The organism is Sulfurimonas sp. HSL1-2 (assembly GCF_039645565.1).
Lineage (GTDB): Bacteria > Campylobacterota > Campylobacteria > Campylobacterales > Sulfurimonadaceae > Thiomicrolovo > Thiomicrolovo zhangzhouensis.
Genome location: NZ_CP147914.1, coordinates 2425694 through 2446274, shown reverse-complemented (window position 1 = coordinate 2446274; position 20581 = coordinate 2425694). Strand labels below are relative to the sequence as shown.

Genomic DNA, 20581 nt, shown 5'->3' with positions numbered 1-20581 from the left:
ATAAGTATAGCTTAAAATATCTGCCGCTTTCATACTAGTAATAAAAAATCAAAATCCGTTAAGTTTTATACACGATTGTCAATAATTCCCAAAAGCACGCAGGCGGACGCAGCAGTGTCATAATAAAATGGAATAGTACACCCCTGGTGTTCGATATCCCGCACATTCGTGTCATTTATATAGATAGAGGGCTTGTATTTCTGTGCTTTGCTCGGCAGGTTGAGCAGAATGGTATCGAGGTAGAGCTTGAAGCGTTTCGCCTCTTCCGCATCGGTTTCGGTCATGGTCAACAGCAGCGCTTTTAGCTGCTCGGAAAAGCGTGGAGTCGCGACGACTTTCATGAAAGCTGCTCCGCAAGCCATGTATCAATGTCGGTGATGGTTTCGTGGTAGATCGTAACATCTTCGGGGGATGTCCGGTACTCTTCCAGGGCGATCCGAACCTGGCAGCGGAAGCTGTCGTACCGATCATCGAGGATCCAGGCCCTGTCGTTTGGAAGCGACTGTTTCAGTGTTTCGGCATAGCTGTCATCCACGAGCAAAAGCAGTGTCTGCATTGCAACTCCTTTTGTACGATTGTAACACGGGGGAGTTGAATTACTCGCTTTCGCTTTCCGCTTACCCGCTGATGACCCGGACCCGCTTCGAAAAGGCTGCCGACGGTTAAGGCAGTGGCCATGCAGGTCTCAAGTTGCCGTCATAATCTTCTGTATCCCATAGTGTCGCCTTGGCAGGGGGAAGCGGGAGGTCGCTTGTCCGGTTCAGGAAAGGAACTATTTTACAGTGAGCAGGGTAAAGCAGGATGAAAACGGTTGAGAGAGAAGGAAGTGATTGTATGGGGGTGGGCTCCGCTTCCATCACGGAGGATGGAAGCGGAAAGAACGCTTAAGTGTGCAGCGTCGCTATGTTGACTATTCTAATTCAAAAGCCGCTTCGGTTGCCCAATCCGTGAGGACTTTTTTATCCGCATCACTCAGTTTGGCATCTGCGTGCATGATCAGATAACTTGGAAGCGGCATTTTGCTTTTGATCGCCTTGGGGATCTTATCAAGGTAGCCAGCCTTTTTGTCATCATCATAATTCGCCCATGTCGAGAAGTTCATATGTTCTCTACCCTCTTTGACATGCATTTTGGTAAACCATGAAACCGGTGCAACCGAGCTATACCATGGGTAAGTGGTATGGTTCGAGTGACAGTCAAAACAGGAACGTTTGAGAATGGCGAGTACCTCTTCTGGTGCCTCCAGTTCATCTTCAGCCTTCGTCGGCACCTCTGCGGGAACATTCATCGGAATGAATTGAATCCCTACTACAACCAGTAATACAATTATCAATACCTTTTTCATGCGAATCATTATAAGTTATTATTCTTCGCTTTTTCTAAATTTTTGAAAGTATTCGTTTGTTTCAATTGGAATGCATGCTCCATGGGTGAGTGCTAATATTTTTTCGTTGAATTTGATGGGGGAGTGTACGCGTAGACACTGCCGTACGCGTGCAGGGAAGGCAGTTCAGACAGGAACTATTTTTTGTCGATCTTTCCCTTGGCGTTCTGCAGGGCGCCTTCGAGGGCCGTTTTGGCCGAGCGCCAGGCGGAGATGCCGACACGCTTGGCCTCTGCGGCGGTTTTTGAATTGAGGACCTGCGAACGCGAGATAGCCTGGCTGAGCTGTGTGCGCATCAGGTCAACCGTCTCTTTGGAGACTTCGACGAGCTCCTCGAGGTCGTAGCGGATCTCTTTGGCGAGTTTTTCGAGCAGGGCGCGGCTTTCACTGCTGCACTGCAGCGCTTCGTCCTGCAGCACCTGGGTAAAGAGGATGTCGGTCCGCAGAAGCTCTGTCTGCATCGATGCCGTCAGCTTCAGCTCTTCGGGCATGTAAAGGAGCTGCTTCTTGAGACGGCGGATGGCTTTGATGAGACCGCTGCGCACCCCCCGGAGGGTTCCGAGCAGAATCGCTTCCGCCTGGTTCGGAGTGGCTTCGCCGACTTCGACGGCACTGTGGAGAATGCTGCCGATAACGAGGCGGATGCGCCCGGTCTCCAGCGGCCCCTCTCCCAGTGTCTCGTAGGTGATCTCTTTACAGATCTCCTCGATGGTTTCTTCGATATCGTGGTTTTTCTCGAGGGTCGTGATGATGGCGGATTCGACGACCTCCTCGAGCATATCAAAGAGGTCGATGGACTGCAGCTTGATCTGGTGCAGTTTTGCCTGGGCTTCACCGGGGGCGTCGCCGAGGATTCCCTCGAGGGTATTGAAGATCTGGTGTTTCTCTTCCTGGATCCGTTCGCTTTTGCGTTCGATCTGACGCTCGATGCGCTCTTTCTGTACCAGCAGTGCTTCCAGCTCCTCCTGCAAAGCAGCCGTCTGCCCCGCAAGGATCGTGTTGACGACCAAGCGGATCTCCGGAAGCGTAAGATCCGTTTCGTCCAGCCCGTATTCGCTTCCCAGGTAGCCGATGAGGTCGGCGATGCGAGCCTCGAGGCCCATCGGTTCTTGGTTCTTGTAGTGGTTGCGGATATCGCGCTGCAGTTGTTCCAGGTCCAGCATCAAAGGCTCCTATAAAACGATTTTGACGTGTTGGTGCGCTTTGAGCGCATCGAAGATGAACTGACGGTCATCTTCGTTGTGCACAAGCAGTTCGAGATCCAGGCTGATATATTTCCCGGTACGGCTTGTATTGGAGTGGGCGAGTTTGTGTTCGCGCTCCTGAATGACTTCCCGGATGGCGTTTTCCAGCTTTTCGCGCTCTTCGCCGACGACTTTGTAACACCAATTACAGGGGTATTCCAGTTCAAGTTTTTGATCAAGATCGTTGATATTCACCACTTTTGCCTCCTCGTTTCGTTTCGAGTTGTACGTCAGAGATTACCATCCCTTTGTCGATGGCTTTGACCATATCGTAGATGGTCAGCAAACCGATGCTGACCCCGGTCAGCGCCTCCATCTCCACCCCGGTCTGCCCGGTCAGCTTGGCTGTGACGCTGAGCCTGAAGCCCGGCAGCTCCGGCAGCTCTTCCACGTCGCAGTTGATGCCGCTGAGGTTGAGGGGGTGGCACATCGGGATGAGGTCCGAGGTCTTCTTGGTCCCCATGATCGCGGCGATCACGGCCGTCTGAAGCACCGGTCCCTTTTTGGTCCGCTCCTCGACGATGGCGCTGTAGGCATCCGGGCTCATCGTGATTTTACCGCTGGCGACCGCCACGCGTTCCGTTGGGGCTTTGGCGGAAACGTCGACCATCTTCGGCCGGTCTTTTTCATCCAGATGGGTCAGCTGCATATATTGTATCCCGTTTTTAACGCTATCTTATAGTAAAGCCGATTAGAAGGAACTTGATGGCGAAAAGTAGAGTATGGGCAGGTGATTGTTTAATAATTAATCATCATGCTGGATTAATTGTGGATAATTTGTTCTATGATTTGAGAGTGCAACAGGGACCAGACCTTTTGCCTACGAAGTTTTCAAAGCCAAACACGCATCTTTGGGCACTATAGCCGCCTACTATAGGTAAGCCCCATGATTGATGTATCATTAAAAAACGTTTCTCCTCTCCTGCCGCCTTCCGGCGGCGCCTTTTCTTCCGTAATCTACGTTGTTTTGTCCACTCTTTTCAATGCCGCTTCGTATTCGTGCAGATGGTTGAGATTGCTGAAAAGCTGCTCCTCGTCAAAATCGACATAGCGGACCCGGCGCTCCGAGAGCATCCTGCCCAGTTTATGATCACCGGTCGCGGCCATCGTTTCGAAGCGTGCCAGCAGGCTGCGGTGGTAGATGCCGCAGAGCGGGTGCGTGCCCCCCTCTGTTCTGGCGATCACGGCATCAAGTTCATCGCTGTCATGGGAAAGCAACGCACGGATGACGGCGGCATCGACGAAGGGGGTGTCGACGCTGAGTGCAAAGATGCGTTCCGCCCCCAGACTCCGGAACGCGGTGATAAAGCCTGCGGTCGGTGCGGAATCCGTTATCGACGGATCGTCGGGGAGATAGGGGAGCCTTTCCGGATAGCCCTCGGTTGTTTTGACGGAGATGAAGGTGGCGTCGAAGAGGGGAAAGAGACGGGCGTACTGGTACTCGGCGAGGGTGGCAAAACCGTCAAAGGGGAGCAGGGCTTTGTTGCGGCCCATGCGCGAGCTTTTCCCGCCGGCAAAGATGACGCAGGGAAGCGGGAAGGTGTTTTCAGGCATGGCGGCGCTCCTTTGGTGAACCGGGCAGCCAGTCAATTCCGGCCGCAGGCAGTGACGGCGAAGCGGTCGATGCTGATGTCGCGGCCGACGAGCATGACGCGGACATGGCTGTTATGTACCAGCTGCTGCAGCAGCGACGGATCATCGGGAATGTGAAAGACGAACACCGGGAGATTCCCGAGCTGTTTTTGGGTATTCTCCCCGTAGATCGGCTTGTCAACGCTGCCGTAGTTCATCGCGATGCCCGTAATATTGAACGAAGCGAAGAGCAGTTTGTAGGCACTGACGACAATGGAAGCGAACGGATTGCTATCAGGCAGCGGGAAGGTACCGAGGAGCGTTTTGAAACCGGCGTCGGTATAGAGGGAGAGGCGCAGGGGGTTGGAGCCTTCGATGTAGAGACGGTCGTGCACGCTGCCGTTGACGGCGATGGTCTCGAGCCGCCGGATCGCTTTTTGCGTCTCTTCGACGCTCAGATGATCGAGGTTCTTGTAATCCAGCCAGAAGGCGTGCCCTTCACCCAGTTCCCGGAAGAGGAGCTCGAGGGTGAAGAGGCCCCCCTCTTTTTCCGTGTAGATGGGCTTGCCGTCCGGGCCTTTACGGGGGTGGCCGTGCCCGATGATGAAGCGGTCGGTGGCCGTGTCGTAACTGAAGTCGACTTCGACGCCATGCGCACCGGCGTCAAAAGCGCGGCGGAAGGCCGTCAGGGAGTTGCGCTCTTCTTTGGTGTCGTAGAGCCCGCGGGAAGACCAGACCTTGTGGCAGCTGTCGTAGACACCGTCGTACTGCTTTGTTTCAAGCTGGCGGTCGGCGAAATAGACCGCCGTGTTCCAGGCGACCGCGATGACGAGAACCGTGCCGAGCGTGATCGCCTTCCAGGACATGGCGTGACCTAGTCGATCGTTGCCGGGTCGGTGATGTAGCCGGTGATGGCCGAGGCGGCGGCGACGGCGGAGTTGGCCAGGTAGACCTTGGAAGAGCGTGAACCCATCCGGCCGACGAAGTTGCGGTTCGTGGTGGAGATGGCGACTTCATTGTCACCGAGGATCCCCATGTATCCGCCAAGGCAGGCGCCGCAGGTCGGGTTGGAGACGACGCCGCCGGCATCGACGATGGTGTCGATGTAGCCCAGTTTCGTCGCTTCGCGCAGGATGCGCTGCGTTCCCGGCGTGACGATGAGGCGGACGTCCTCGTGTACTTTCTTGCCTTCCAGGATCTTCGCGGCGATACGCAGGTCACTGAGGCGGCCGTTGGTACAGCTGCCGATAAAGGCCTGGTCGACCTTGATATGGTCGCTGACGGCCTGGCTCAGGCTGTGGCCGTTGGACGGCAGGAAGGGATAGGCGATAACCGGTTCGAGTTTGTCCACGTCGATCTCGAGGACCTGGACGTACGTTGCATCCGGATCGGAGTAGTGGATCTTCGCCGGGCGTGCCAGCGTTTTGTCGGCCAGGAAGGCTTCGGTGATCTCGTCGACGGCGACGATCCCGCTTTTTGCGCCTGCCTCGATCGCCATGTTACACATGCTGAAACGGTCGTCCATGCTGAGGTGAGCGATGGTGTCGCCCGTGAACTCGAGGGTGCGGTAAAGTGCGCCGTCGACCCCGATCATGCGGATCACTTCGAGGATGATGTCCTTGCCGGTCGTGAAGGGACCCGGTTTTCCGGAGAGCACGACTTTGATGCTCTCGGGGACTTTGAACCAGTTGCCGCCGGTGACCATGGCAAAGGCGAGGTCAGTGGAGCCCATCCCCGTGGAGAAGGCACCCAGTGCGCCGTGGGTACAGGTGTGGCTGTCGGCGCCGATGATGACGTCACCCGGGACGACGAGGCCCTTTTCCGGCAGCAGCGCGTGCTCGATGCCCATATCCTTCTCGTCGAAGAAGTGCTTCATCTTGTGCTTCTTGGCGAAGTCGCGGCTGATGCGTGCCTGGTTGGCCGAAGCGATATCCTTTGCGGGGATGAAGTGGTCCAGGACGATGGAGAAACCGTCCGGGTTCGCCAGTTCGGTCGCGCCCGCGTCCTCGAATGCCTTGATGGAGATCGGCGTCGTAATGTCGTTACCGATGACCATATCGATCGGCACCCGAACGATCTCGCCCGCATAGACGGTTTTGCCGGCGTGCTCGGAGAAGATTTTTTCGGTGATAGTCTGACCCATAATTGTTTGCCTTGTCCGGCGGAGATAGAGTTTCCGCGCAAAAATAGTGCCGCGATTATACCATTTTTCGCTCCCCGGCCCCTGACGCCATTTTTTAGGCAGCGGAGCGTTTACGCTGTTGTTTGCTGTGGTATACTGGCTAAACTCTATAACGGGAGGCTCCAAATGGAAGCTTATCTGGATCCGGAAACGTACGGTCCCTATCTTGACCTGGCCCTCGGCTACGCGCTGCAGCTCCTGGGTGCCCTGCTTATCTTCCTGATCGGGAAAAGGGTGGCGAAGGCGCTGGGCAACGTGACAAACAAGGCGATGTCGAAATACGGTGTCGACGAGACGCTGACGAAGTTTGTGTCGAGCAGCGTCTATTTTGTCCTGCTGGTCGTCGTCATCATGGCGGCGCTCGGACAGCTGGGGATCGAGACGACCTCGTTCATGGCGATCCTCGGTGCCGCCGGCCTCGCGGTCGGCCTGGCATTGAAAGACACCCTGGCCAATGTCGGCGCTGCCGTCATTATCCTGATCTTCCGCCCCTTCAAGGTCGGCGACTTTGTCGAGGCCGGCGGCGCAACGGGGACGGTGGAGAGCATCAGCCTCTTTACGACGACCATCAGCCCGGTCGACAACCGCACCATCATCGTTCCGAATGCCGCAATCACGGCCGGGAACATCGTCAACTTTTCCAACAAGCCGGTGCGCCGTGTCGACCATGTCGTCGGCATCGGTTACGGGGACGATCTCAAAAGAGCCAAAGAGGTGCTGTACGGCGTGATCCGTGATAATCCCCGCACGCTCGACGAGCCTGCACCCTTGGTCGCGGTGAGTGAACTCGGCGACAGCAGCGTCAACTTTACCGTCCGCGCCTGGGTCAAATCCGAGGAGTACTGGGATGCCTACTTCGGCATCATCGAGGAGGTTAAGCTCGCGCTGGACGCCAACGGCATCACCATCCCCTATCCGCAGATGGACATCCATCTCGATTCCACCGAAAACGAGGAGCCCAAGGCATGAAACGTTTTCTGACCCCGATCCTGGCCGTTTCGGCCCTTTTCGCCGCCGAGACGGCGCCGAAACCGAACCCTCTTGTCACCCACACGGAGCTCAGTTACGTCCAGACCCAGGGGAATACCGATACGACCGCCTTCTCGCTTGATTTCAACGGGAAAAAGAGCTGGGGGGCGCACAGCCTGAAGCTCCACGCGGATGCGCTTTACGGCACGGAGAACAGCCAGGAGAACAAGAACAGGCTTTTCGGCGAGCTCAACTACGACTGGCAGTTCGCCAGGCATCTTGCCTTGAACTACGTGGCCGGCTATAAGGATGACAAGTTCTCCGGTTTCGCCTATCAGTTCTACACCGGTCCCGGTGCGAAGGTGATTGTTTTGGATGAAAAGCCCTACGCTCTGGAGTTCCAGGGGAACGTGCTCTACAGCATCGACCAGGGGATGAACAAGTATTACGACATCAACGGGACGGAGGTCCCTTACCCCTACCCGAACGGTACGGCCGGCCTGACCAAAGTCGACGGCACCTATAACGACTACTGGGGTTATATGCTCAAAGGGGCGTTCAGCTGGATCATCGTCGAGGGGTTCAAGTTCATCGAAGAGGCGAGCTACCGCAGCGGTTTTGACAATGACCAGAACTATTTCGTCGCCTCGAAAACGGCGCTCGAGAGCAAGATCAACAGCACCTTTTCGATGGGGATCAGCTACAAGGTCGATTACACGAACCTCCCTCCGGCAGGGAACGAACGCACGGATACGACCTTCATGACTTCATTGATTATCGACTACTAGTCCACTATAATGCCGTCTGATTTTTCAGACGGAGCCTCTTTTTGTTACGTACGCTTTTTCTCCTGCTCATTTCCATTCAGCTCTTTGCCATCGTGGCGATCAAACCCCGCGAGGTCGGCGAGAAGCCGGGTCTTTCGGGTGAACTGACCGGCGCCTTTGAGACCAGACGCGGCAACACGGAGAAAGACAACTACGCCGGGAGCCTCCAGCTGCAGTATGACAGCAATGCGAGCTACGTCGTCTGGGGTGTCCTGCGCGGCGAATACGGCGAAGCGGGCGGGGTACGGAACACGAACAACCTCTTTGCGCACCTCCGTTATATCGAAAACGTGATGGGCTCCGACGTGGCGGCGGAAGGGTTTGCGCAGATGGAGCAGGACGAGTTCAAGTCCATCAAGGACCGGGCCCTCGCCGGCGGGGGGATGCGCTGGAAAGTGCTGAACAAGAAGCGCGGCCAGTGGGGCGGGCTCTTCATCGGTGCAGGGGCCTACGCCGAATATATCGGCTATTCGACCGCCGTCGACCCGCTGGAGCGCAACCTCCGTTTTAACAGCTACCTGGCCTACAGTCTTCCGCTCTCAAGTGAGGGGCTGTTCACGGCCGTCGGGTATTACCAGCCAAAATGCGATGATGTCAATGATTACTATGCGACGGCTTCGGCGCGGATCGAACTGCAGATCTACCGGCAGCTCTACCTCGGTTTCTCGGTGGAGTACGCCCACGATTCAAAGCCTGCTGTCGGCATCAAGCAGGATGATTTCTCCCAGCGGACCCTGTTCACCTTCAAATTCTAGCCGCGCCGCAACGCGACGACGGCGAGCGCCGATGCGGCCGCCGCGGTGAGAAAGAGCGCCCCGGGCAGAAACTCATAGATGTACCCCGAACCGACGGCCCCGATAAATCCCCCCAGCCCGTAGCTGATCCCGAAGAAGAACTGCTGCGCCAGCTTTTTCTGCGTAAAGAGGGTGTAGAGGTAGCTGATGGCCGCCGTGTGAAAGAGGGCGAAACTGATGGCGTGCATGCTCTGCGCCACGAACAGCAGCGGCAGGTTCTCGGGGAACTGCCAGACGATCAGCCAGCGCAGTACGGTCACGCCCGCGGCGAACTCCAGCAGTGCATGCAGATTGCGGCGCAGCAGGGGTCCTTGGAAATAGAAGAGGACGATCTCGGCGATGACGCCGAAACTCCAGAGGTAGATGGTCATGTCGAGGCTGACGCCGTGGGCGGTCTCGTAGATGGTGAAGAAGTTGTAGAAGGGGCCGAAGCTGATCTGCATCAGTAAAAAACCCAGCCAGAGCCCGGGGTGCGTCAGCAGTGTAAAGCCGCCGCTGTCGGCTACCGCAGGCGCTTCGGTCTGTTTTTTGGCATCATGCCCGGCGATGAGGTAGCCGAAAAGGGCTGTCAGCAGCGTGGTGCCCATCAGGAAAAAGAGCGCCGTCTGCGGCGCGTCCAGTACCTTGACCAGTGCCAGGGCGACAAGGATGAAGCCGACCGAACCAAACAGCCTCACCTTCCCGTAGCGCTCTTTGCCGATCAGCTCCAGGACGATCACTTCGATATAGGGGAGGATCAGGCTGAGCCCTATTCCGAGGGTGATGTTGGCGGCCAGCAGCGCCCAGAAGTGGGGCAGGGCGGGGAAAAACGCGGCGGCGGCGCCGAGCATCAGCACCAGGGCGCCGTTGAAGACCGTCCGGTCGAGCCGGAGGCCGCGCATAAAGGCGAAGGGGACGGCGAAACGTACCAGCGGCGCACTGGCGAAGATGATGCCGATCTCGGAGGGGGTGTAGCCGACCATCTCGAGCACCTTGGGCATAAAGATGACGTAGACGCCGATGATCGCGAAGTAGAAAAAGTAAAAGAAGGAGACGAGCAGGGGCATTCAGGCGTTGATGACGGCGGTGCCGCTGATCAGGTCGTGCAGGGCCCTGCCGTCGCGGCGGAACAGGCCGGTAAAGAAACCGACCAGGGTGATAAAGGACAGAAAATAGCCGACGAAGCGCAGGACCAGCCGCCCCCAGGAGGCCGTTCGGAAGGTGGCTGCGTCGACGACCCGGATGTGCATCATCTTTTTGCCGGGCGTCTGCCCGCTTTTGTGCCAGAAGAGGACGAAGGTGACGGCATAGAGCAGCATCTGCGTTAAAGATGCGTAGGGGTTGGGGGCGTGTTTCTGCGCCTCGGCCGGGTTCATCAGTACGTCCATTCCGCCGGCGCTGTTCATCATCTGGTCATGCCCGAAGACGATCATGATGAGCAGGGTGATGGGAATGCCGATCATGAAGATGTCCGTGACAAAGGCCAGTGCCCGAGTACGGAAGTCGGCATAGGTCACTGTCGGGCCGCTTTTTGGTTTCGGTTTCGGTTTGGTGTGTTTGATCTCTCGCCATCGCATGGCGCCATTATAGCGAAAGGGGCGGCGGGCAGAGGGGAAATAAAACTATTTGTTATACTTAAACATAATATAAAAGATTTGTATTATAGTTGCATGTTTACGGCCAGTTTACCTCTGTTTCCCTATAATTCGCCTGTCTCAACGACAACAGTAGCAGTCATTGAGTTTCATTTATACACTCCTTATATACCTATGAAGCGCATCCCGGTTTCCCCCCCCTCCTTTTACCGGGATGTTTTTAAGCCACACTTTACATTTCACATTGCATAGCCTGGGAAACCAGGACCTTTGCAACTTCATGCTTCCCGTCGACGATATGGCCGACATGCAGCGCTTCAAGCCCTTTTTTCTCTTCGAGCGTCACGATTTTCACGACAAGGTTGGCCTGCGGATTGATGGCGAGGACCGTTTCGCAGATCAGGCTTTTCTTTTCGGGGTTGTCGAGCGTCACGATGACGGCGGAGGCGTTCTCCGTATGCAGCGCTTCCGCAATGGCCGGCTTGGAGAGGTCGCCGAGGTAGATGGCCTCATTGCAGGCAAGCCCCTCTTTGACGTGTTTGAGGGAGTTGTCGATAATGACATAGTCCATCCCCAGCGCCTTGAGCTCGGCTGCGACGAACTTCCCGACGGTACTGAAACCGCAGACGATGATGTGGTCACGGTGCTCCGCGATGGGGGCAAGGTTGTCGTGGAGCCCCTTCTGCTGGAACCGCTTGAGCACGAAGGGGTGGACCTTCGGCAGGTAAAAGGGGGTCAGGACGAGGGAGACGACGACCATCATGATTAGGTACTGCTCCAGCGCCGGGTCGAGCAGCCCGTCCGAGGCGGCGAGGGCGAAGATGGCGAAGGAGAATTCGCCGAGCTGGGAGAGCGACAGTGCCGTCTTCAGGGCGACGGGCGTCGGGCTGCTCAGGCGGATCAATGCAAAGATGATCAGGCTTTTGAGCAGCATGACGGCCGCGAGGATGCCGAGGATATTGACGAGGTGACCGGCGAAAAAAGCGAGGTCTATTTTCATGCCGACGGTGACGAAGAAGACGCCCAGCAGGAGGTCTTTGAAGGAGGCGATATCCGCCTCGACCTTGTGATGGTACCTGGTTTCGGCGATGATGACCCCGGCGAGGAAGGCGCCCAGAGAGTAGGTGAACCCCATGGCATCGGCCAGCAGGGAGGCCCCGACGGCGATGACGAGGACCGAGCCGAGGAAGAGCTCCTCGATCCCGCTGTCGGCGGCGAAATGCAGCAGCCAGGTCATCAGCGGCCGGCCGACGGTGAAGAGAATGAGCAGGATCAGGACGGCACTCTCCGCGGTGTGCAGCAGGGTGCTCTGCCAGTCTCCCCCCTCGCTGGCGAGGAAGCCGATGAGCAGCAGGATCGGGATGACGGCGATGTCCTGGAAGATCAGGATCCCCATGGCGCGCTGCCCGTAGGGGAGGTGGATCTCCTTGGAGCTTTTGAGGTAGCTGAGCACGACGGCGGTGGAGGAGAGCGCAAAGGCGCTCGCGATGATGATGGAGGAGGTGAGGCCGATGCCGAAGAGGCCGTAGGAAAAAGCAAAAACCGTCACCGCCGTGACCAGGACCTGCAGCAGGCCGTTGACGAAGACGATCTGTTTCAGCGCCCCCAGCCGCGGCAGGGAGAGCTCCAGTCCGATCGTGAACATCAAGAAGACGATCCCGAATTCCGCCATCTGCTCCAGGGTATGCGAATCGCTGAAGTGGCGCAGGTCGAAAGCGTAGACGATGATCGTGCCCGTCAGGATGTAGCCGATCACCTGGGAGACGCCGATCTTCTTGAGAAGGATGTTGAGGATGACGGAGATGGCGAGGGCCGTAACGGCGTAGATCAGGGGCTGGTCCATTGACGTTTCTTTTTTCCGGTAAGTATAGCAGGTCTTTCTCATACAGCGATAAGCCGCCGCCCGATATAATTGCGAAAAAATAAAGCTTCAAACGGGGTCTGCGATGACGAAATATATCTTTGTAACGGGCGGGGTACTGAGTTCCCTCGGAAAAGGGATCACGGCCGCTTCCATCGGTGCGCTGCTGAAGCATGCCGGCAAAAAGGTCGGGATGCTCAAGATCGACCCCTATATCAACGTCGACCCGGGGACGATGAGCCCCCTGGAACACGGCGAGGTCTTCGTGACCAAAGACGGTGCGGAAACCGACCTCGATATCGGGAACTACGAACGTTTTCTCGATACGGCGTTCCTGAAGACCAGCAACTTTACGACCGGCCAGGTCTACAGCTCGGTCATCGAGCGCGAGCGCGCCGGGGGCTACCTGGGACAGACCATCCAGGTGATCCCGCACATCGTCGGCGAGATCGTCGACCGTATCAAAATGGCGGGCGAAGGGCATGATATCCTCGTTGTCGAGCTCGGCGGGACCGTCGGTGACATCGAGGGGCAGCCGTTCATGGAAGCCGTGCGCCAGATGAAACACGACGAGGAGGTCTCCGGGACCTTCTTCATCCATGTCACCCTGATCCCCTACATCAAAGCGGCCGGCGAGCACAAAAGCAAGCCGACGCAGCACTCGGTCCAGGAACTGCGCCGTATCGGTATCACGCCGCAGATGATCATCGCGCGCAGCGAGCACGCCCTGCCGAAGACCTTCAAGAAAAAGCTCGCGTTCTCCTGTGACGTTCCCCAGGACAGCGTGATCGAAGCCCTGGACGCGCCGAGCATCTACGCGGTGCCCATCAGCTTCATGCACCAGAACATCCTGCCTCCGATCGCCAAGGCGCTCGAGCTGGGCGACCTGAACCCGGATATGGAGCAGTGGGATGCGCTGGTGAAGAAGATTGTCTCCCCGCAGGAGCGCATCAGCATCGGTTTCGTCGGCAAGTACCTGGAGCTCAAGGAGTCCTACAAGTCCCTGATCGAGGCGCTGATCCATTCGGGTGCCCACCTGGATACGAAAGTCGACTTCTGCTGGGTCGACAGCGAGGAGATCGAGGAACGCGGCGCGGAGGCACTGCTGCAGGATTGCGACGCGGTCCTCGTCGCCGGCGGTTTCGGTTCGCGCGGGGTGGAAGGAAAAATCCAGGCGATCACCTATGCCCGTACGAACAAGGTCCCCTATCTCGGGATCTGCCTCGGGATGCAGCTCACTCTTGTCGAATACGCCCGCAACGTGCTGGGTTACGAGGGTGCCAACTCCGTCGAGTTCGACGAAGAGACGCCGTACCCGATGATCTACCTGATCGACAATTTCATCAACCAGAGCGGCGAGACCGAACTGCGCACCCACAAGTCCCCGATGGGCGGGACCCTGCGCCTGGGCGAATACCCCTGTGACACGAAAGAGGGCTCTTTGCTGCGCGAAGCCTACCGCGGTGAAAAGACGATCTTCGAACGCCACCGCCACCGCTATGAGGCGAACCCAACCTACCGCAAAGCGCTTGAAGATGCCGGCATGATTGTGACCGGTGAATCCAACGGCCTGATCGAAGCCGTCGAGATCCCGGCACACCCGTGGTTCCTCGGTGTCCAGTTCCACCCGGAATTCACGTCGCGCCTGCAGACGCCGAACCCTTCCATCCTCGCCTTCGTCAAGGCGGCACTGGCCCATGCCAAAGGCGCCTGACGCCCCGCTGCTGGACAAGCGCTCGCTTGACGCTCTGCTGCGTTCGCGCTTCGGCTCGGGCTTTTCCAAACTCTCCGATATCCCGGACCCCGCCGGTCTGACCGATGCCGCGAAGGCCGCCAAACGGATCGCCGATGCCATCAGAGGCGGCGAACGCATCGCCCTCGTGGGGGATTACGATGTCGACGGGGTGACCGCGACGGCGATCACGACCCTCTTTTTCCGGCAGATTCCCTACCCGCTCGACGTGACGATCCCCAACCGTTTTACGGACGGCTACGGCGTTTCCGAGCGCGTGCTTGAACGTATCGATGCCGACGTCGTTTTTACCGTCGACAACGGCATCAACGCTTTCGCCGCGGCCGAGGTGTGCAAAGCGCGCGGTATCGACCTGATCATCACCGACCACCATACCCCTTCTGATACGCTGCCCGACGCCTACGCCGTCGTGGACCCCAAGCGCGAAGATGACCACTACGCCTTCCCGGAGATCTGCGGGGCACAGGTGGCGTGGCTGCTGATGGCGCTGATCAAGAAGGAGCTGGGGCTCACTATCGATATGGGGCAGTTCCTCGAGCTTCTTGCCCTGGCGGTCATCGCCGACGTCATGCCACTCGTGGGGATCAACCGTGCGATCGTGCAGGCGGGGCTTGCGCAGATGGAACACTCTTCCCGCCCGGTATCCGTCATCGTCCGCGAGGCGCTGGGGAAAACGAAGCTGGGGGCGGAAGATATCGGCTTCCAGGTCGCGCCGCGCATCAATGCCGCCGGCCGCCTGGAAGATGCCTCTTTGGCCCTGGAGCTGCTGATCGCGCCGGATGAAAAGACGGCCTTCAGGCAGTACGAGCTTCTGACACAGCTCAACGCGATGCGCAAGGCCATCGAGGCGGAAGCGACGGAGGAGGCCATTGCCCTGGTCAGGCCGGACGACCGGGTGATTGTCGTCGCCCACGAGGGGTGGCACGAAGGGGTCGTGGGCATCGTCGCCGCACGGCTGGTCCAGCGGTTCGAGCGGCCGGCCATCGTGCTGAGCATCGAGGAGGGGCGGGCCAAGGGGAGTGCGCGTTCGCTCGGCAATGTCAGTATCTACGACCTGATCGCCACCCAGGAGACACTGCTCGAGAAGTTCGGCGGCCACAAGATGGCGGCGGGGCTCTCCCTGCGCGCCGAGGATGTTGACGCCTTCCGCGAAGGGGTCAACGCGGAAGCGGCTGCACTCGATCCGGACGATTTCCTGCCGGTCGAAGAGATCGTCGGGCAGCTCGATACGGGCAGCGTGGATTTCGAACTGCTGGAGATCCTGGAGCGCTACGAGCCCTACGGCGAGGGCAATCCCCGCCCGCGCTTCCTGGCGCGGGACGCCGAAGTGGTCGGGATCCGTTACCTCGGCAGCGACGGGGACCACTCCAAGGTCAGCCTGCGGCTTTACAGGCATGAACGCCAGACCTTTGACCTCATGGCCTTCCGGCGGAAGCTGGAGCGCCCCGAGAGCGGACGCCTCACCTGCAGCTATACCCTGGCCCGCAACGAATGGGGCGGCCGGGTTTCCATCCAGATGATGCTCGAACGCCTCTACGGCTAGGCATCGGCCGTTTTAGCGGCATTTTTTTCTTACACGTTTTTCAGAAGATTTTTACAGGAGTGCAGTGCGCAGCCCGTGCGGCGTCAGGCCGCTTTGAGCATAAGGGTTTTGAGTCCCTCTTCGGTGAGGAGCTCGGCATCGTATTTGATGATAATGAGGCTTTCGGTCTCGTTGACATAGAAATCGGAGATCCCTTCCATCCCCTTGAGCGACGGCACCTTGGCCTTGTCATAGGCATCGAAGTCGAGGAAAACGGTTGCGCGCAGCCCCGGGTTGCGCATGCCGAGGATCCAGAGGAACCAGAGCACTGATGCACCCATGACGAAGAGCGCGACCCCCTCTTTGGAGTAGTGCTGGTAGAGCGCCCCGCCCAGGGCGCCGCCGACGAAGATGCCGACGTAGGCGAAGGTGTTGGCGACGCCCAGCGCCGCACCCTTCTGGTGCACCTTGGCGAACTTGCTGACGAAACTCTGGAGCAGCGGTTCGAACATGTTGAAGCCGATGAAGAAGAAGACGGCACCGACGGTGAAGGCCCAGAAAGAGGTTGTAAAGCCCATCAGCGCGAAGGCCGCGATAATGAAGCCGATGGAGATAAGGAAGATCTGCTTGCCCTTGGCGTATTTCTCGCCGAAGACGGCCGCCGGCCCCATCGCAAGGATCCCGAAAATAACGGCGGGGAGGTAGACCTTCCAGAACTCCATCGTACTCATTTCGAACTGCTGTTTCATAATGATCGGAATAAGGAAGAAGGCGATCGCCATCGTCGAGCTGTGAAAGAGGAAGGTGATGTACATGCGCACCAGTTCCTTGTCCTTGAAGACGTGCTTGATCTGCGCTTCGTCCTCACTGTAGTGGTGGACGATCTGCGGCGGTTCCGGTACGGCGGTGAAAAGGATGACGAGTGCCGTGACGGAGAGGATCGCCGTCAGCCAGAAGAGGGCGGAGACGGACCAGACGCCGGCGACGAGCGGCCCGATGATCATCGAGGCGGCGAAGCTCATGGCGATGACCATCCCCATGACGGCCATGGCGTGGGCGCGTTCGTCTTCACGGACCTGGTCGGCGATCATCGCGGTGACGACGGAGCCGATGGCGCCCGCACCCTGCAGGAAGCGGCCGAAGAGGAGCCAGTAGACGTTGTCCGCCAGTGCGGCGATCACGGAGCCGGCGGCAAAGATCAGCAGGCCGACGAGGATCGTCTTTTTGCGGCCGAATTTGTCGCTCATGGCCCCGAAGGGGACCTGCAGAAATGCTTGCGTCAGCGCGTAGCCGCCCAGGGCGACCCCGGCAAGGAAGGGCGTACCGCCCGGCAGTTCCAGGGCATATTGCGACAGCACGGAGAGGACGATAAAGAGCCCGAAAAAGCGCAGGCCGATGATCATACTCAGGGGGAGGGTTTTCTTCATGATGGTTTTCATCAAGTATCCTTGGACGGAAAAATCCCAGTATTATAAGAAGAAATACTTAGGGTGTATGTTTACTTTCGGTACAGAAGGTAGCTTTATTGTTCGTTTAAGCTGGCTCCCCGTCCCCGCGTATTTTACGCAGCCACTCCCCCATCTTCTGCTCATAGCCGATGGGTTTGAAGTCGACGAAGTGCAGCGGTTCGGTGAGGTACTCCTGCGGCACCCAGCCGCCGAAGTCGTGGGGGTAGAGGTAGTGCTCGTTGAACTGGCGGATCGTTTGCGGCGGATCGAGCAGCACGCCGTTCCTGATCGCCTGCTGGGCGGCGTTGATGGCATTGTAGGCGCTGTTGGACTTGGGCGAGGCGCAGAGGTAGATGACGGCCTGGGCGAGGATGATGCGCGCTTCGGGGTAGCCGATCTGCTTGACGGAGGTCATTGCGGAGGTGCAGAGCGTGAGCGCCTGGGGGTTGGCGTTGCCGACGTCCTCGCTGGCAAGGATGACGAGGCGGCGGGCGATGAATTCGGGCGGTTCGCCCCCCTCGATGAGGCGGGCGAGGTAGTAGACGGCGGCGTCGGGGTCGGAGCCGCGGATCGACTTGATCAGCGCCGAGGCGAGATCATAATGCTCCGTCGCTTCGGCGCTGCCCCGGCTCTGGGCGGCGGGGCGAAGGCTCTGAAGCAGGTCGCGGTTCACGTTGCTGCGGATCGCCAGGGCGAACTCCAGCAGCTTCAGCATCGCGCGGGCATCGCCTCCGCTGGTGCGGATAAGGTAGTCGCGGGCATCCTCCTCAATGGTGCATCCAGACTGGGCGACGGCCTTCTCCAGGATCGTCGCCATCGCCGTTTCGTCCACGGGCTTCAGTTCAAACAGCATCGAGCGCGAGCGCATCGCCGCCGTCAGCGAAAAATAGGGGTTTTCCGTGGACGCACCGATGACTAACACGCTGTTAGTCTCCATAACGGGCAGCAGTACCTCCTGCTGGTTCTTGGCCAGGCGGTGCACCTCGTCGATGAAGAGCAGCGGCCTTGTGAGCGCATTTTTGTACTGGTCGAAGATCTTGCGCAGCTGTTCGATCTTCAGCGAGGTGGCGTTGAATTCGTAAAAGGGAAGGTCCATTACCTTCGCGATGATGCGGGCGATCGAGGTCTTTCCCGTTCCGGGGGGACCGTAAAAGAAGGTGTGGCCCAGAGCGTTCTTTTCGCACAGGGTCCGCAGCGGCGCGTCCGGGGCGCTCAGGTGCGGCTGCCCCAGCAGGGCGTCAAAAGAGTCGGGGCGGAGCAGCGCGGTGAAGTCCATCCCTAGCCGGCGATGATCTTGATCATGACTTCACGCGCTTCGCGCGGCCCGTCGAACTCGGCAAAGAGCACCCCCTGCCATTCGCCCAGCAGCGGGCGGCCTCCGACGACGGGGACGGTGACACTGACCCCCGTGCGCGCCGACTTGATATGGGCCGCGGCGTTGCCGCCGCCGTGGGCGTAACGGACGTTGTCCGGCGCGATCCGCGCGAGCGATCCCAGCAGGTCGCGCTGCAGCCGCGGGTCGACGTTCTCGGAGAGCAGGATACCCGTCGTCGTGTGCGGGGTAAAGATGACGCAGATCCCCTCTTTGACCCCCGAAGTGATCACGGCTTCCCTGACGTCGTCGGTAATGTCGGTGATCTCCGTTTTGCTTTTGGTGGTGAGCGTCAATGTTTTCATTTCTTCTTCTCCTCTTCTTTGATGAAGTCGCGCAGGCTGGCATACTCGTTGCGCGAAAGGAAACGGGTTTTCCCCGTCGGCAGGTTGTTGAGCTCGACCCCGCCGTAGGAGAGGCGCTTCAGGTCGGCAACCTCGGCGCCGAAGTGGGCGAAGAAACGGCGGATCTCGCGGTTTTTCCCCTCGCCGATGGCGATCTTGAGGATGGAGTAGTCGTGGCGGTTCTTCTGCACCTGGTAGGCGTAAAAGGGGGCGAAGCTCATCGCCTCGATATCGTTTTTGGCGTGCGCACCTGCCGACGCATCGTCAAGGTGCATCCCCTCCCGCATCGCCTCCTCCATTGCTTCGGTCACAGGCCCTTTGATCTTGACCTTGTAGACACGTTCCAGGGCGGAGTGCATCAGCACGGAAGCGACGCGGGGGCTGTCAGTAAGCAGCAGCAGCCCCTCGGTGGCGTAGTCGAGCCGTCCGACGGGAATGAAGTGTTTGTACGGCTTCTCCAGGGTGTCGTAGATGGTACGGCGCCCCTGGGGGTCTTTTTTGGTCACGAGTTCGCCGCGGGGTTTGTTGTAGACGATGACGGTCATCTTCTCCACGGTACTGACTTTTTTCCCGCTGATGTAGACCTCGTCGTTCTTTTCGTCGACCTGGGTGGCGGGGTTGGTGACAACCTCGCCGTTGATGCGGACGTAGCCCTCCTGGATGGCGCGGTCGGCCTCGCGGCGCGAATAGGTGGAGTGGTGGGAGATAAATTTGTTGAGACGCGTCATGCAATCCCCTTTTCAACGAGGTCGTGCAGGTGGAGCACGCCGTGGATATGCCCGGCTTCATCGGTGACGATGAGCAGCTGGATCTTCTTTTCTTCCATCAGCACGAGGGCATCGCTGGCGAGCATCTCGCTCTCTCTGACGGTCCGTGGTTCGGGGGTGGCATAGGTTTTCGCCGGGGCATTGATGTCAAAGCCGGGCAGCATCAGGGCGCGGCGCAGGTCCCCGTCGGTCAGCAGGCCGTGAAGCGTGCCGTCGCTGCCGGTGAGCAGCACGGCGCCCAGGCGCCCCTCGCTCATGGTGACGATGGCCTCTTTGAGCGGGGTGTTCTCGTCGGTGACGGGCAGCTGCTTCTTACGCATGATATCCGCGACCTTGACGAAGAGTTTCCGGCCGAGGCTGCCGCCGGGATGGAAGGAGGCGAAATCCTCCTTCCGGAAGTCCCGGGCTTTCATCAGGCAGACCGCCAGGGCGTCGCCGACGGCGAGGGTCAGGGTCGTCGAGCTTGTCGGGGCGACGCCGAGGGGGCAGGCTTCGCGTTCGACGCGGATGGGCACGAGGACGTCGCTGTAGCGCCCCAGCGTCGATTCGGCGCTGCGCGTCAGGCCGATGAGCGGAATATCGAACCGTTTGATGTGCGGCAGGATGGAGCTGAGCTCCTCGCTTTCGCCGCTGTAGCTGATGGCAAGAACGGCATCCTCCTTGCCGATCATCCCCAGATCACCGTGCAGCGCTTCGGTGGGGTGGAGGAAGAAGCTCGGGGTTCCCGTCGAGGCCATCGTGGCGGCGATTTTGGCGCCGATCAGGCCCGATTTTCCCACCCCCGTCACGATCAGTTTGCCGCGGGTTCCGAGGATAAGGTCGACGGCGAGGTTGATGCTTTCATCAAGGGCTTCCGAGGCCTTTTGCAGGGTCTCGGCTTCGATGACAAGCACCTCGCGTGCTACGGGAATATAGTTTTGTTTCATAGAGGGATTATAACTGAAATGTCGTTAAGGCTGGGATGATGT

Annotated in this window: 22 protein-coding genes; 5 read left to right on the top strand and 17 right to left on the bottom strand. The window is 58.7% G+C overall.

The features are described from left to right. Nucleotides 1-65: 65 nt before the first annotated feature. The 9 genes from WCX18_RS12500 to WCX18_RS12460 form a co-directional block, all read right to left on the bottom strand. A complete protein-coding gene (locus WCX18_RS12500; protein ID WP_345988345.1) occupies nt 66-341 on the bottom strand; it encodes a hypothetical protein in 276 nt (91 codons plus the stop codon). Beyond that, nucleotides 338-556, bottom strand: coding sequence for a hypothetical protein (locus tag WCX18_RS12495; protein WP_345988343.1), 219 nt, complete (start codon nt 554-556; stop codon nt 338-340). Before WCX18_RS12495 ends, WCX18_RS12500 begins: the two co-directional genes overlap by 4 nt. A gap of 354 nt (nt 557-910) precedes the next feature. Then, a complete protein-coding gene (locus WCX18_RS12490) occupies nt 911-1345 on the bottom strand; it encodes a heme-binding domain-containing protein (protein ID WP_345988341.1) in 435 nt (144 codons plus the stop codon). A gap of 176 nt (nt 1346-1521) precedes the next feature. After that, nucleotides 1522-2547, bottom strand: coding sequence for a hypothetical protein (locus tag WCX18_RS12485; protein ID WP_345988339.1), 1026 nt, complete (start codon nt 2545-2547; stop codon nt 1522-1524). A gap of 9 nt (nt 2548-2556) precedes the next feature. Beyond that, a complete protein-coding gene (locus WCX18_RS12480; RefSeq protein WP_345988337.1) occupies nt 2557-2826 on the bottom strand; it encodes a DUF493 domain-containing protein in 270 nt (89 codons plus the stop codon). Further along, nucleotides 2804-3277 (bottom strand): cyclic pyranopterin monophosphate synthase MoaC, encoded by a 474-nt coding sequence (gene moaC / locus WCX18_RS12475; RefSeq protein WP_345988335.1) that lies wholly within the window; start codon nt 3275-3277, stop codon nt 2804-2806. Before moaC ends, WCX18_RS12480 begins: the two co-directional genes overlap by 23 nt. 308 nt (nt 3278-3585) lie before the next feature. Further along, complete coding sequence (gene mobA / locus WCX18_RS12470) at nt 3586-4182, bottom strand: molybdenum cofactor guanylyltransferase MobA (protein WP_345988333.1); 597 nt, start codon at nt 4180-4182, stop codon at nt 3586-3588. A 32-nt stretch (nt 4183-4214) separates the two neighbouring features. Further along, entirely contained in the window at nt 4215-5066 is an 852-nt protein-coding gene (locus tag WCX18_RS12465) for a hypothetical protein (RefSeq protein WP_345988331.1), read from the bottom strand. Between the two features lie 8 nt (nt 5067-5074). Further along, a complete protein-coding gene (locus WCX18_RS12460; protein ID WP_345988328.1) occupies nt 5075-6343 on the bottom strand; it encodes a 3-isopropylmalate dehydratase large subunit in 1269 nt (422 codons plus the stop codon). Between the two features lie 165 nt (nt 6344-6508). On the opposite strand from WCX18_RS12460, the gene WCX18_RS12455 reads away from it, so the two are divergent. Genes WCX18_RS12455 through WCX18_RS12445 form a run of 3 tightly spaced genes read left to right on the top strand, consistent with a single transcriptional unit; the run spans nt 6509 to nt 8933 of the window. Beyond that, complete coding sequence (locus WCX18_RS12455) at nt 6509-7351, top strand: mechanosensitive ion channel domain-containing protein (RefSeq protein ID WP_345988326.1); 843 nt, start codon at nt 6509-6511, stop codon at nt 7349-7351. Continuing rightward, complete coding sequence (locus WCX18_RS12450) at nt 7348-8139, top strand: DUF481 domain-containing protein (protein ID WP_345988324.1); 792 nt, start codon at nt 7348-7350, stop codon at nt 8137-8139. Before WCX18_RS12455 ends, WCX18_RS12450 begins: the two co-directional genes overlap by 4 nt. Nucleotides 8140-8180: 41 nt before the next feature. Next, nucleotides 8181-8933, top strand: a complete 753-nt coding sequence (locus WCX18_RS12445) for a DUF481 domain-containing protein (protein WP_345988322.1) — start codon at nt 8181-8183, stop codon at nt 8931-8933. Here the strand turns inward: WCX18_RS12445 and WCX18_RS12440 are convergent. From WCX18_RS12440 to WCX18_RS12430, 3 genes are all read right to left on the bottom strand, one after another. Continuing rightward, nucleotides 8930-10018 (bottom strand): MFS transporter, encoded by a 1089-nt coding sequence (locus WCX18_RS12440; protein WP_345988320.1) that lies wholly within the window; start codon nt 10016-10018, stop codon nt 8930-8932. The two genes, WCX18_RS12445 and WCX18_RS12440, sit on opposite strands and share 4 nt — an antisense overlap. Continuing rightward, nucleotides 10019-10528 (bottom strand): RDD family protein, encoded by a 510-nt coding sequence (locus WCX18_RS12435; RefSeq protein WP_345988318.1) that lies wholly within the window; start codon nt 10526-10528, stop codon nt 10019-10021. A gap of 250 nt (nt 10529-10778) precedes the next feature. Beyond that, nucleotides 10779-12389: a cation:proton antiporter gene (locus WCX18_RS12430; protein WP_345988316.1), complete on the bottom strand. Its 1611-nt coding sequence runs from the start codon at nt 12387-12389 to the stop codon at nt 10779-10781. A gap of 103 nt (nt 12390-12492) precedes the next feature. On the opposite strand from WCX18_RS12430, the gene WCX18_RS12425 reads away from it, so the two are divergent. Then, entirely contained in the window at nt 12493-14121 is a 1629-nt protein-coding gene (locus WCX18_RS12425; protein ID WP_345988314.1) for a CTP synthase, read from the top strand. Then, on the top strand, nt 14105-15703 hold the full coding sequence (gene recJ / locus WCX18_RS12420; protein ID WP_345988312.1) for a single-stranded-DNA-specific exonuclease RecJ: 1599 nt from the start codon (nt 14105-14107) through the stop codon (nt 15701-15703). Before WCX18_RS12425 ends, recJ begins: the two co-directional genes overlap by 17 nt. An 83-nt stretch (nt 15704-15786) precedes the next feature. Here recJ and WCX18_RS12415 read toward each other — a convergent pair whose 3' ends face one another. From WCX18_RS12415 to WCX18_RS12395, 5 genes are all read right to left on the bottom strand, one after another. Further along, on the bottom strand, nt 15787-17121 hold the full coding sequence (locus tag WCX18_RS12415) for an MFS transporter (RefSeq protein ID WP_345988310.1): 1335 nt from the start codon (nt 17119-17121) through the stop codon (nt 15787-15789). A 94-nt stretch (nt 17122-17215) separates the two neighbouring features. After that, nucleotides 17216-18406, bottom strand: coding sequence for a replication-associated recombination protein A (locus WCX18_RS12410; protein ID WP_345988307.1), 1191 nt, complete (start codon nt 18404-18406; stop codon nt 17216-17218). Between the two features lie 2 nt (nt 18407-18408). Then, the gene (locus WCX18_RS12405) at nt 18409-18807 is read right to left on the bottom strand and encodes a secondary thiamine-phosphate synthase enzyme YjbQ (protein ID WP_345988305.1); all 399 of its coding nucleotides are present in this window, start codon (nt 18805-18807) and stop codon (nt 18409-18411) included. Beyond that, entirely contained in the window at nt 18804-19574 is a 771-nt protein-coding gene (locus WCX18_RS12400) for a pseudouridine synthase (RefSeq protein WP_345988303.1), read from the bottom strand. The genes WCX18_RS12405 and WCX18_RS12400 overlap by 4 nt, the downstream gene beginning before the upstream one ends. Continuing rightward, nucleotides 19571-20539, bottom strand: a complete 969-nt coding sequence (locus WCX18_RS12395) for a KpsF/GutQ family sugar-phosphate isomerase (protein ID WP_345988301.1) — start codon at nt 20537-20539, stop codon at nt 19571-19573. The genes WCX18_RS12400 and WCX18_RS12395 overlap by 4 nt, the downstream gene beginning before the upstream one ends. Nucleotides 20540-20581 lie beyond the last annotated feature (42 nt).

What these genes read in the sequence shown, in the direction of transcription:
- WCX18_RS12500 (WP_345988345.1), bottom strand. Translation starts at nt 341, where the DNA reads ATGAAAGTCGTCGCGACTCCACGCTTTTCCGAGCAGCTAAAAGCGCTG.
- WCX18_RS12495 (WP_345988343.1), bottom strand. Translation starts at nt 556, where the DNA reads ATGCAGACACTGCTTTTGCTCGTGGATGACAGCTATGCCGAAACACTG.
- WCX18_RS12490 (WP_345988341.1), bottom strand. Translation starts at nt 1,345, where the DNA reads ATGAAAAAGGTATTGATAATTGTATTACTGGTTGTAGTAGGGATTCAA.
- WCX18_RS12485 (WP_345988339.1), bottom strand. Translation starts at nt 2,547, where the DNA reads ATGCTGGACCTGGAACAACTGCAGCGCGATATCCGCAACCACTACAAG.
- moaC (WP_345988335.1), bottom strand. Translation starts at nt 3,277, where the DNA reads ATGCAGCTGACCCATCTGGATGAAAAAGACCGGCCGAAGATGGTCGAC.
- mobA (WP_345988333.1), bottom strand. Translation starts at nt 4,182, where the DNA reads ATGCCTGAAAACACCTTCCCGCTTCCCTGCGTCATCTTTGCCGGCGGG.
- WCX18_RS12465 (WP_345988331.1), bottom strand. Translation starts at nt 5,066, where the DNA reads ATGTCCTGGAAGGCGATCACGCTCGGCACGGTTCTCGTCATCGCGGTC.
- WCX18_RS12460 (WP_345988328.1), bottom strand. Translation starts at nt 6,343, where the DNA reads ATGGGTCAGACTATCACCGAAAAAATCTTCTCCGAGCACGCCGGCAAA.
- WCX18_RS12455 (WP_345988326.1), top strand. Translation starts at nt 6,509, where the DNA reads ATGGAAGCTTATCTGGATCCGGAAACGTACGGTCCCTATCTTGACCTG.
- WCX18_RS12450 (WP_345988324.1), top strand. Translation starts at nt 7,348, where the DNA reads ATGAAACGTTTTCTGACCCCGATCCTGGCCGTTTCGGCCCTTTTCGCC.
- WCX18_RS12440 (WP_345988320.1), bottom strand. Translation starts at nt 10,018, where the DNA reads ATGCCCCTGCTCGTCTCCTTCTTTTACTTTTTCTACTTCGCGATCATC.
- WCX18_RS12435 (WP_345988318.1), bottom strand. Translation starts at nt 10,528, where the DNA reads ATGCGATGGCGAGAGATCAAACACACCAAACCGAAACCGAAACCAAAA.
- WCX18_RS12430 (WP_345988316.1), bottom strand. Translation starts at nt 12,389, where the DNA reads ATGGACCAGCCCCTGATCTACGCCGTTACGGCCCTCGCCATCTCCGTC.
- WCX18_RS12425 (WP_345988314.1), top strand. Translation starts at nt 12,493, where the DNA reads ATGACGAAATATATCTTTGTAACGGGCGGGGTACTGAGTTCCCTCGGA.
- recJ (WP_345988312.1), top strand. Translation starts at nt 14,105, where the DNA reads ATGCCAAAGGCGCCTGACGCCCCGCTGCTGGACAAGCGCTCGCTTGAC.
- WCX18_RS12415 (WP_345988310.1), bottom strand. Translation starts at nt 17,121, where the DNA reads ATGAAAACCATCATGAAGAAAACCCTCCCCCTGAGTATGATCATCGGC.
- WCX18_RS12410 (WP_345988307.1), bottom strand. Translation starts at nt 18,406, where the DNA reads ATGGACTTCACCGCGCTGCTCCGCCCCGACTCTTTTGACGCCCTGCTG.
- WCX18_RS12405 (WP_345988305.1), bottom strand. Translation starts at nt 18,807, where the DNA reads ATGAAAACATTGACGCTCACCACCAAAAGCAAAACGGAGATCACCGAC.
- WCX18_RS12400 (WP_345988303.1), bottom strand. Translation starts at nt 19,574, where the DNA reads ATGACGCGTCTCAACAAATTTATCTCCCACCACTCCACCTATTCGCGC.
- WCX18_RS12395 (WP_345988301.1), bottom strand. Translation starts at nt 20,539, where the DNA reads ATGAAACAAAACTATATTCCCGTAGCACGCGAGGTGCTTGTCATCGAA.